The organism is Roseimaritima sediminicola (genome assembly GCF_009618275.1).
Lineage (GTDB): Bacteria > Planctomycetota > Planctomycetia > Pirellulales > Pirellulaceae > Roseimaritima > Roseimaritima sediminicola.
In genome coordinates, this window is the sequence record NZ_WIAD01000028.1 from 71,322 (window position 1) to 79,692 (window position 8,371).

The window sequence follows — 8,371 nt, forward strand, 5'->3', positions numbered from 1 at the left end:
CTCGAAATTGCTTCTTCGCCAAGGGGGTATGCCTTTCTCAGTCGTCTTGTAACGGTTTGAGCAACGGGAAATTGTCAGCCTGGTAACGTACCGCGGCCCCCCGGTCATCGGTTCCCTCAAGCGTCCAGCCGTGACGCGTGAAGGCGATGCTGCGAGGACGCACCTGTTGGTCCCGGCAGGCACCCGACGGATCCAGCACACTGACCTCCAGCATCTGCTGCCGCTCGATCGCGCCGGCGATTGCCGGCAGGGCGTGCAGCTGGCTCGCCCAGCCGTTGGACGAAGCCGGGCTGGGGGCCTGCGACCGCATTGCTAATTTAGCAATTTCTTCGCGGATCGGTTCCGGCAACTGCGTGCATAGCTTTAACGCCACCCGTTTGGTGGACTCCGACCGGTCACTGGGTTGCTCGGTTGCCAGGCAGGCCGATACCAGTAGGTTCGATAGTTCTTCGACACTGACGCGGTCGAGGTTTAACGCGCTTTGCGACGACAGCGAATAGCACGCCGACTCGTTGTCGAAATCAATCGGAATCCCCAAGCCACGCAGGGCCGCGATGTCGCGGAAAATCGTCCGCCGGTGCACCGACATCTCTTCGGCCAACTGATACGCGTCGTAGGGGATCCGAGTCTGCAATAGCAACAGGATGCGGAGGATCCGTTCCAGGCGGGTGGGCATCGTGGCTCTACTACAATCAAGGACGACGAGCGAAGAGAAGACGAACGAATCGTGGCCTCGTACCGGCGGCCGATGCATCCGCTGTATCATAGCCACGAAAAAGCCGCGGTGAGGAAACGCCTGCCCCTGCGCTCCTCACCGCGGCTGATGTACTGTGGCGGGCCGGATCACTCGCGGTGGGCCAGATCACCCGTGACGGGCCAGATCACCCGTGGTGGGCCAGATCACCCGTGACCTGCGAGTTCCGATCACATGGCTTATAGGATCGTCTATTGGGGTGACAGTTCCTGTCAGTGCGCCGCGCGGTTTCGGAAAAAAAACGAAAATATTTTGCGGCGCGGGCCCCCGGCCGTCGTTTGCCTTGCCGAAAAGCACCCATCTGTGGGCCTCTGGGGGGCGTAGTCCTCGGTGCTCGGCCTCGCCGCCGGTGCGGTGGCGGCACGTTTTCAGATTCCGGCCGACGCGTTAGGATCAGGCCCGCCAGGAAAAAACAGGCTCCGCCAGGAAAAATCAGGCGTTGCCGGAAGAAACACGGCCTGTCGATTTATCGAGCCGTTTAAGCGCCAGCCTCGGTTTGGTCACCGCAGAACCGGGGCGTTCGCCCAAACGGCTCCCACAAGCAATGCGTTTCGGAATACATCGACAGCCCAACCAGCCGCCGGCAGCGGTGATCGTGGCAGCTTGGCGGGCCGCCGGCGCGTCCGTCTTTCCCTTTCTTTTTGTTTTAGTGATTGAAAACTATGGTGGCTCAGTTCAGCGGAACCGATGGTGCCCTTCCCGACGCTCAGGTCGCTATCGTGGTCTCGCGGTACAACGCGTCGATTACCGAGAAACTGCTCGATGGGGCTCGGCAAACGCTGGTCGCCGCCGGGGTTGACGAAGCCAACATCGTGGTGGCGTATGTGCCCGGGGCCTGGGAGTTGCCGCTGGTGACCGGAGAGTTTGCCCGCCGCGGCAACGTTGCGGCCGTGGTGGCGTTGGGGGCGGTGATCCGCGGCGAGACAACTCACGACGAACACATCAACCGGGCAGTCTCGATGGCGTTGATGAATTTGGGACTGGAAACCGGCAAGCCGATCGCGTTCGGGTTGTTGACCTGCAATACCCTGGAACAGGCGATCCATCGCAGCGGCGGCAACGTCGGCAACAAGGGGATCGAGTCGGCCGAGGCGATCTTGGAAGTGCTCCGGTTGCAGCAGAAACTGCGTTAAGCACGTCGCAACATTTCATTCCGCTTCACTCTCCCCATGGGAGAGTCGGGCTCTTAGGCCCGGAGAGGGTTTTCGTAGGACCCTCCCCGGGCCTAAGAGCTCGGCCCGCCCGCTGCGAGGGGAGGGTGTTGTCGCGGGGTTTCACCGAAAGATTCATGCCGACGTGCTTAGCAAACGAAATCAGCCCGTGTGGCCAGCTCGCTGCGTGGGCGGTGCAGCGAGATGGTCACTCGGGCTGAGGTGGTTCTGTGGCGGGCGAAACATCGTCCGCCAGCGTCGTTTGTGTCGATCCGGTCGGTGGTGCTTGCGAGGCCGTCGGGGGCGATCCGGCAGGCGGTCGCAGCCCGCTCTTAGCGGTTGATGGTCATCCCGAAGGTGTAACCGACCATGAACACGGCCTGGTCGTTGGCGTCGTTGATCCGGCCTCGCCAGACGCCTTGGGCCACGTCGTAGATCTGCAGACCGCCGCGGATGCTGAAGTCTCGGGTGATCGTATAAGCCAGTTCGCTTCGCAGGTCAAAGCCGAAGGCGAACTCGTCGTTGCGGGCCACGACGCGAGCCGTTTCGGTCGACTCGTAGATCTCGGTTTCGGCGCCCAGCGAGTCGTCTTCGTAGACGGTCGTGTTGATGATCGTACGGTCTTCGTTGTGCTGGAAGTTCTGCATGGCGAACACTCGCAGGTCGGTGCTGAGCATAAAGCGGTCGTAGAACTTGAAGTACCGGAAACCTACCTGACCACCGAACATCTGGTTGTCGGCTCGCGACAGGTCCGTGATCAATTGTTCGGTCGGGTCGTCGGTCAGCGAGATGAGCGGGGGATACGTGATCGCTTCGGTCGAACGGTACTGAGCCCGGAAGTACGTGTCTTCGATCTGCATGTAGCGGAAGCCGATCATCGGTTCCAGGATGCCCCCGTAATGATAGGGCTCCAGGCGAAAGGTCTTGTTCAGTTCGAAGGTGTCCATTTCCATGATGTTCAGGCTCTCACCCGGGAAATAGACGCGTTCGGAGAAGCCCGGCGTATTGCGGTCGGCCATCGGCACCAATTGACCGCGAAGGTCGGTGAATTCCGGATCGTCGTCGCTGGTCACCAGGTCGTCGGGGTTCAGCCGATTGATCCGCTCGGTGCGGACGACGTTGTGAGCGTTGGGCCCGTCGATGTAGCTGAGCGTCGCCAGCCAACCGTGGTCGTCTTCGGTCATAAAGCCGATCTCGCCCCGTCCGCCCCAGCCGTCGTCCAGCTGGTAGTAGGACGGCACGTTCTCGGGCCGCGTCACATACAGGTTCATCCGATCCAGGGTGCCGAACCAACCGGTCGATGCCCGTTTGCTCGGCCGCATGTCCATCAGGTCCTGACCGGTAACCGGTTCAAACCAACGGAAATCCGGGTCGAAGGCCAGCGGATCGGCGAACGGCACATGCTGACCGTGCTGGGCCGATGCTTGTCGCAATCCGCAGGTGATGGCAAGAATGGCCATAAGGCCCAGCGTCAGCTTCCGTACCGACATGACTTTGTTCCACCGATGTGCGTTCGAAATCCTTGCGGGATCGCCCCCCGCTGTTATCCCTTCTGGCTCGAAATTGAGGCGCAGAAGATTTGTCTGTGCCGGTAGTATCGGTCACTCGGGTCGTGAAGGTTCAGCCCGATTTGGCCAGGAAAGCCGCAAAATCGACAAATCTTGCCGCTCGCCGCCGCGGTCCGAAAAAAAATGCCCCTCGCCCAGCAGGCCGACGGCGTGTCTCCGAACACCGCCGGCTGCGGCGGCGGTGTTCGATTCGCTAGAATGAACAGGTTCTGTTGGGGGCGAGCCAGCGACCTCCTTTTCCGCACATCTCCGCAACCACCAGAAGCTTGTTTTCCGTGTCAGGTATCACGCGTTTACTGAAGCCTCCTCGCCCGGCGCAGCCAAGGCTGCCAAGCCGCGGCGCTACAGGCCGTCCGCCGGCGAGGTCCGCGCCCGGTTCGGGGACGGTCTGGGCCTGGCCGAGCCGGCTGGGGATGCACGTGGCTTTTATCGCCGCGTTCGCGCTGCTGGGCGGCGCCTTGCGCGGATTTAATCTGTTGTTGATCCTGGCCGGGTTATTGGTGGGCATTCTGATCCTGCAGTGGCGGTTGGCTCGCCGGATCGCTGAAGTGGTCCGCGTCCAGCGTTTGGAGCCGCCGGAAGCCTTTGCCGGTACGCCCTTTGCCATCGGGATGGTCGTTCAAAACACCAGCCGGTGGCTGCCGGCGTGGTTGGTCATGCTGCACGATTCGGTGACACCCGCCGTGGCCAGCAACGGGCGGCAGGCGGCCACGGCCACCAGCGGCGTGGGGTTCGTGCCGGCCGGCAGCCAGCGATCGTGCCGCTATCAGTGTCGCATCGCCCGGCGCGGTCGTTATCGCCTGGGCCCCACCCTGCTCTCCACCGGCTTTCCACTGGGGCTGTCCACGGCGCGGCGTCAGGTACTGACCGAACCGATCGATCTGTACGTTTACCCTCGCCTGCTGCAGCTGGAGCCGCGGTGGGAACGGCTGCTGGAATCGCGGACCGGCGGTTTGGCGGTCACGGCCAAACGCTCGGGGATCAGCGAAGGCGATTTCTATGGGCTCCGCGAGTGGCAAAACGGTGACAGCCAACGCTGGATCCACTGGCGCACCACGGCCCGGCTGGATGAACTGGCCGTGCGGCAATTCGAACAGCAGCGGCGGCACGAGATCTGTTTGGTGGTCGATGCGTCCTGGGGCCCGGAACCCGCAGCCAACACGGAACCCGCTGCCAACACGCGGGATGCCGGCGATGTTCCGGAGGCCGACGAGACCAGCCAGCAGGCGCTGGAGCGAGCGATCGAGTTGGCGGCGACGTTGCTGGTGAAATTGACCCAGGCCCCGACCAATCGCGTCACCCTGGTCGTCGCTGGCCGGCGCACCGAGACAATGGTCGTTACCGGAGCCGGGGTGTCGATCCAGCGAGCGATGCGGGCGTTGGCCGAGGTGGAAGCGGCCCCGCGTGGAGAGCTGGTCGCGGCGTTGTCGGCGGGCATCGAGCTGACCGGCAGCGACCGTCCCATCGCTGTGCTCAGCCCCACCGCTGCGGACCCTTGGCGACTTCGCAGTGCGGAGCTGGACCTGCACGCCGAACAGCTGGACCTGCGGTGGTTGGATGTCACCAGTCCGCCGATTCAAAACCTTGTGCGTGGAGACGCTAGCGATGCAGCGACTTGAGGCCCTGCTGCGAATTCATTTTGCGCTGCTCGCGGCCCTGGGCGGACTGATCCTGGGCTTCAGCGACGACAGCGGTTCGTTGAGCGTGATTGCGGTCGCCTCGGCGCTGTTCGCGTACGTGTTTGTCGATACGTTGCGGCTGATCTCGCTGCCGCCGGTGATGGCTTATATCGCGATGGGAGCGATCGCAGCCTACTGCATCAGCGATTTTGTTCCGCCCAGTCCGGCCAGCGATCGGCAGTTGTTGGCCGTGGCCAAGTTGTTGGTGCTGGTTCAGGCCGTGTTGATGTTGCAGACCAAGACGCGGCGGACGTTCGAGCAGATCGGCATCTTTAGTTTGCTGGAAATCGTCGTGGCGGCGGTCTTCAATCACACCCTGTCGTTCGCGATGTTACTGCTGCCGATCGCCGCTCTGGGGGTCAGCGCGATGGTGCTGCTGCAGGCCTATTCCGATGCCGGGCCGCTGCTGCCCGCTGGCAGAGCGGTTTGGCGCGAAAACGGCTGGTGGAGCGGTCCCGCCCGCGGCAAACGCAATTCCGCAGCGTGGCTGGAGGTGCAGTCGCCGGCGACGATTCACAGCCTGTCAGACGTGGTTTCACGGTTGCCGCTGGCCGCGGTTTTCTCGTTCGCCCCGGCTGCCCTGCTGGTCGCGTTGGTGTTTTTCTATGCCCTGCCGCGTACGACCGAAAGCGATGCGATGGGGCTGGGCGGAATGGCCCAGGTGGGCTTTTCCGATACGGTCGAACTGAACCAGGTGGGACGCCTGCAGCAAAATAAATCCGTGGTCATGCGGGTGAAACTGCGGCAAGCCGACAACGGCCAGGCCTACCATCTTTCACGCCCCCTGTACCTCCGCGGCAAGACTCTGGAACGCTACGACTTTCGGGGCGACAGCGGGCGTTGGCAGAGCAGTATCTTGTGGCAGGGAATGGACAATCGACGCTTGCCGCGTCAGTTCCACCCCCAACGCTCCACCGACCAATTGTTCTACGACCAGGTCAACGTGGAGATCGCCCTGCAGCCGCTGAGCACCCGCACGGCGTTTTCGATTCCGCCCTATCACCGGATCGGTGAGACGCCCGGGGTGCGGCATTCGGTCGACCGCTGGTTGCTCAGCCGCAGCGGCTCGGCATTGGACGCCGGGCAAAGCCGCGTGACGTATCGATTTGGCACCCACGCCTTTCGCAACGGCATGCAGACGTCGTTGCTGCGCGCTTTCGGGACCGAACGGATTCCGCGGACGGTTCGCTGGAGTGAACCTTCGGAACGCTGGTGGCGACGCACCGAGCAGTATCGTTTCGAAAGCCACCGTTTGCCCGAGCTGGGACGCTCGGCCGAGGCCGTGGTGACTTCGATGTCAGCCGACTCCCAGCACCCGTACGCCATCGCCCATCGCTTGAATCAGTTCGTGGCCAGCGAGGCGGGGTTGCGGTACACGTTGGACCTGAGCTTCCCGCACGTCGAAGGCATGGACCCGGTCGAAGAGTTCTTCACGACCAATCGGGCTGGCCACTGCCAGTACTTCGCCTCGGCGTTGGCGTTGATGCTCCGCAGCCAAGGCATCGCCTCGCGACTGGTCGTGGGATACAAGACCAGCGAATACAGCCCCTACGGCGAACACTACGTGGTTCGGCAGTCGCACGCCCATGTGTGGGTCGAGGCGTTGATCGAAGCCGACCAGTTGCCGCCCGAACAATTGGTGTACGGACAACCCGACCACGGCCCGATCTGGTTGCGGCTGGACCCGACGCCCGGCATCAACGACAACGACCAAGGCCAGGTTACCCAAGCCTTCGACTACGCTCAGGGCATTTGGGAAACGTGGCTGGTGGATATGGATCAGGGGCAGCAGCAAGCCCTGTGGGGCGAATCGGCCGCGGACCGCCCGCTGTCGTCGATGATGGACGGGGCGGCTCAGGGCCTGAAGTGGCTGGCCGCCGGACGACTGGGCGAGGGCGCGTTGGCCGGCGGCGCGTTGGCCGGCGGTAACTGGTTCTCGGTGCCCGCCGCCGCCGCCGGGATCGGGGCGACGGTCGTGCTGATGCTGTTGCTGAGGATTCGTCTGCCCGGGCGATGGTGGACGCGGCGGCGGCGGCGTGCGGACCGGACGGTGGGGGCAGAACCCCAACTGGATTTTTTCGCCGAACTGTGTAGGCTGCTCGAGCCGCTGGGGATTCGCCGCCGAACCTCCGAAACGCCCCGCGAGTTCGTCGAAGGTGCCGCCCGCCGGGCGGCCGAACTCGGGGCCTTGGATACCGCTCAACCGATGCATACTTTGACACAACGGTATTACGCCATCCGCTTTGGCAACCACTCGCCGACCACCGCCGAACGGTCGGACGTGCGCGCGGCACTGCAGCGGATCCGCGCCTCGATCGATCACCGCGGCAAGTCGCCCGAGCGGGGCGGCGAATCGTCCGAGCGGGGCGGCGAATCGTCCGCCAGCGTGATTCCAAGCCGAACGAAGCCGGGATCGGAGACGACGTCGTGATCGTGACGATCGATGGCCCGGCCGGTGCGGGAAAGAGTTCGATCGCGCGCTCGGCGGCGACGCGATTGGGATTCGCGTTCCTGGACACCGGAGCGATGTACCGCTGTGTGACCTACGCCGCGCTCTCGGGCGACTGCTCCTTTGACGACGCCGAAGCGCTGTTGCGGGTGGCCCGGTCCTGCCAGATCCGTTTGGATGGCGCCCGCGTGCTGCTCAATGGCGAAGACGTCAGCGAAGCGATTCGCACCCCCGAGGTCACGCGTCATATCCGCTACGCCGCCGATCATCCGGGCGTGCGAGCGCACCTGAACGTCCAGCAGCGCGAAGCCGCCCGCGGCAAAAACATCGTGACCGAAGGCCGCGATCAGGGCTCCGAGGTCTTTCCCGATGCCCAGTGCAAAATCTTCTTGACCGCTTCGCCAGAAGTCCGCGCCCAGCGTCGCCAACAACAATTGGCCGCTGCCGGTAAAGTGCTCAGCGTCGAGGAGATCCTAGCCGACCAGAACCGCCGCGATCTGGAAGACCGGCTCCGCGAGGTGGGACGCTTGCGGCCGGCCGCCGACGCCGTGGTCCTGAACACCGACGGGATGCAGCCCGAAGAGGTGCTCGAGGCCGTCCTGCAGATCGTTCGCCGCGTCCAAGACGCCGAACCGGCGTAGCGTGGTTGGTGGTTGGTGGTTGGTGGTTGGTGGTTGGTGGTTGGTGGTTGGTGGTTGGTGTCGTACTCGATTTGAGATTCGAGATTTGCTGACTCCGGCGGAATTTATGGTTGGCTCGGAGCGATAGAA

6 protein-coding genes are annotated in these 8,371 nt (G+C 63.5%); 4 read left to right on the forward strand and 2 right to left on the reverse strand.

Annotated elements, in window-relative coordinates; translation table 11 throughout:
- Nucleotides 1-37 precede the first annotated feature (37 nt).
- A complete protein-coding gene (locus GE027_RS14190; protein ID WP_162006736.1) occupies nucleotides 38-676 on the reverse strand; it encodes a helix-turn-helix transcriptional regulator in 639 nt (212 codons plus the stop codon).
- 743 nt (nucleotides 677-1,419) lie between these two features.
- On the opposite strand from GE027_RS14190, the gene ribH reads away from it, so the two are divergent.
- A complete protein-coding gene (gene ribH, locus GE027_RS14195; RefSeq protein ID WP_390621600.1) occupies nucleotides 1,420-1,887 on the forward strand; it encodes a 6,7-dimethyl-8-ribityllumazine synthase in 468 nt (155 codons plus the stop codon).
- A gap of 350 nt (nucleotides 1,888-2,237) precedes the next feature.
- Here the strand turns inward: ribH and GE027_RS14200 are convergent, their stop codons facing one another.
- Complete coding sequence (locus tag GE027_RS14200; RefSeq protein ID WP_153557861.1) at nucleotides 2,238-3,395, reverse strand: BBP7 family outer membrane beta-barrel protein; 1,158 nt, start codon at nucleotides 3,393-3,395, stop codon at nucleotides 2,238-2,240.
- 497 nt (nucleotides 3,396-3,892) lie between these two features.
- Here GE027_RS14200 and GE027_RS14205 point away from each other — a divergent pair, with 497 nt between their 5' ends.
- The 3 genes from GE027_RS14205 to cmk are packed head-to-tail and all read left to right on the forward strand — an operon-like array spanning nucleotide 3,893 to nucleotide 8,242.
- Nucleotides 3,893-5,092 carry a DUF58 domain-containing protein gene (locus GE027_RS14205; protein ID WP_162006737.1) on the forward strand — a complete coding sequence of 400 codons (1,200 nt, stop codon included), beginning with the start codon at nucleotides 3,893-3,895 and terminating at the stop codon, nucleotides 5,090-5,092.
- Nucleotides 5,079-7,583: a transglutaminase TgpA family protein gene (locus tag GE027_RS14210; RefSeq protein ID WP_162006738.1), complete on the forward strand. Its 2,505-nt coding sequence runs from the start codon at nucleotides 5,079-5,081 to the stop codon at nucleotides 7,581-7,583. Before GE027_RS14205 ends, GE027_RS14210 begins: the two co-directional genes overlap by 14 nt.
- A complete protein-coding gene (gene cmk / locus GE027_RS14215; protein ID WP_153557864.1) occupies nucleotides 7,580-8,242 on the forward strand; it encodes a (d)CMP kinase in 663 nt (220 codons plus the stop codon). The genes GE027_RS14210 and cmk overlap by 4 nt, the downstream gene beginning before the upstream one ends.
- Nucleotides 8,243-8,371 lie beyond the last annotated feature (129 nt).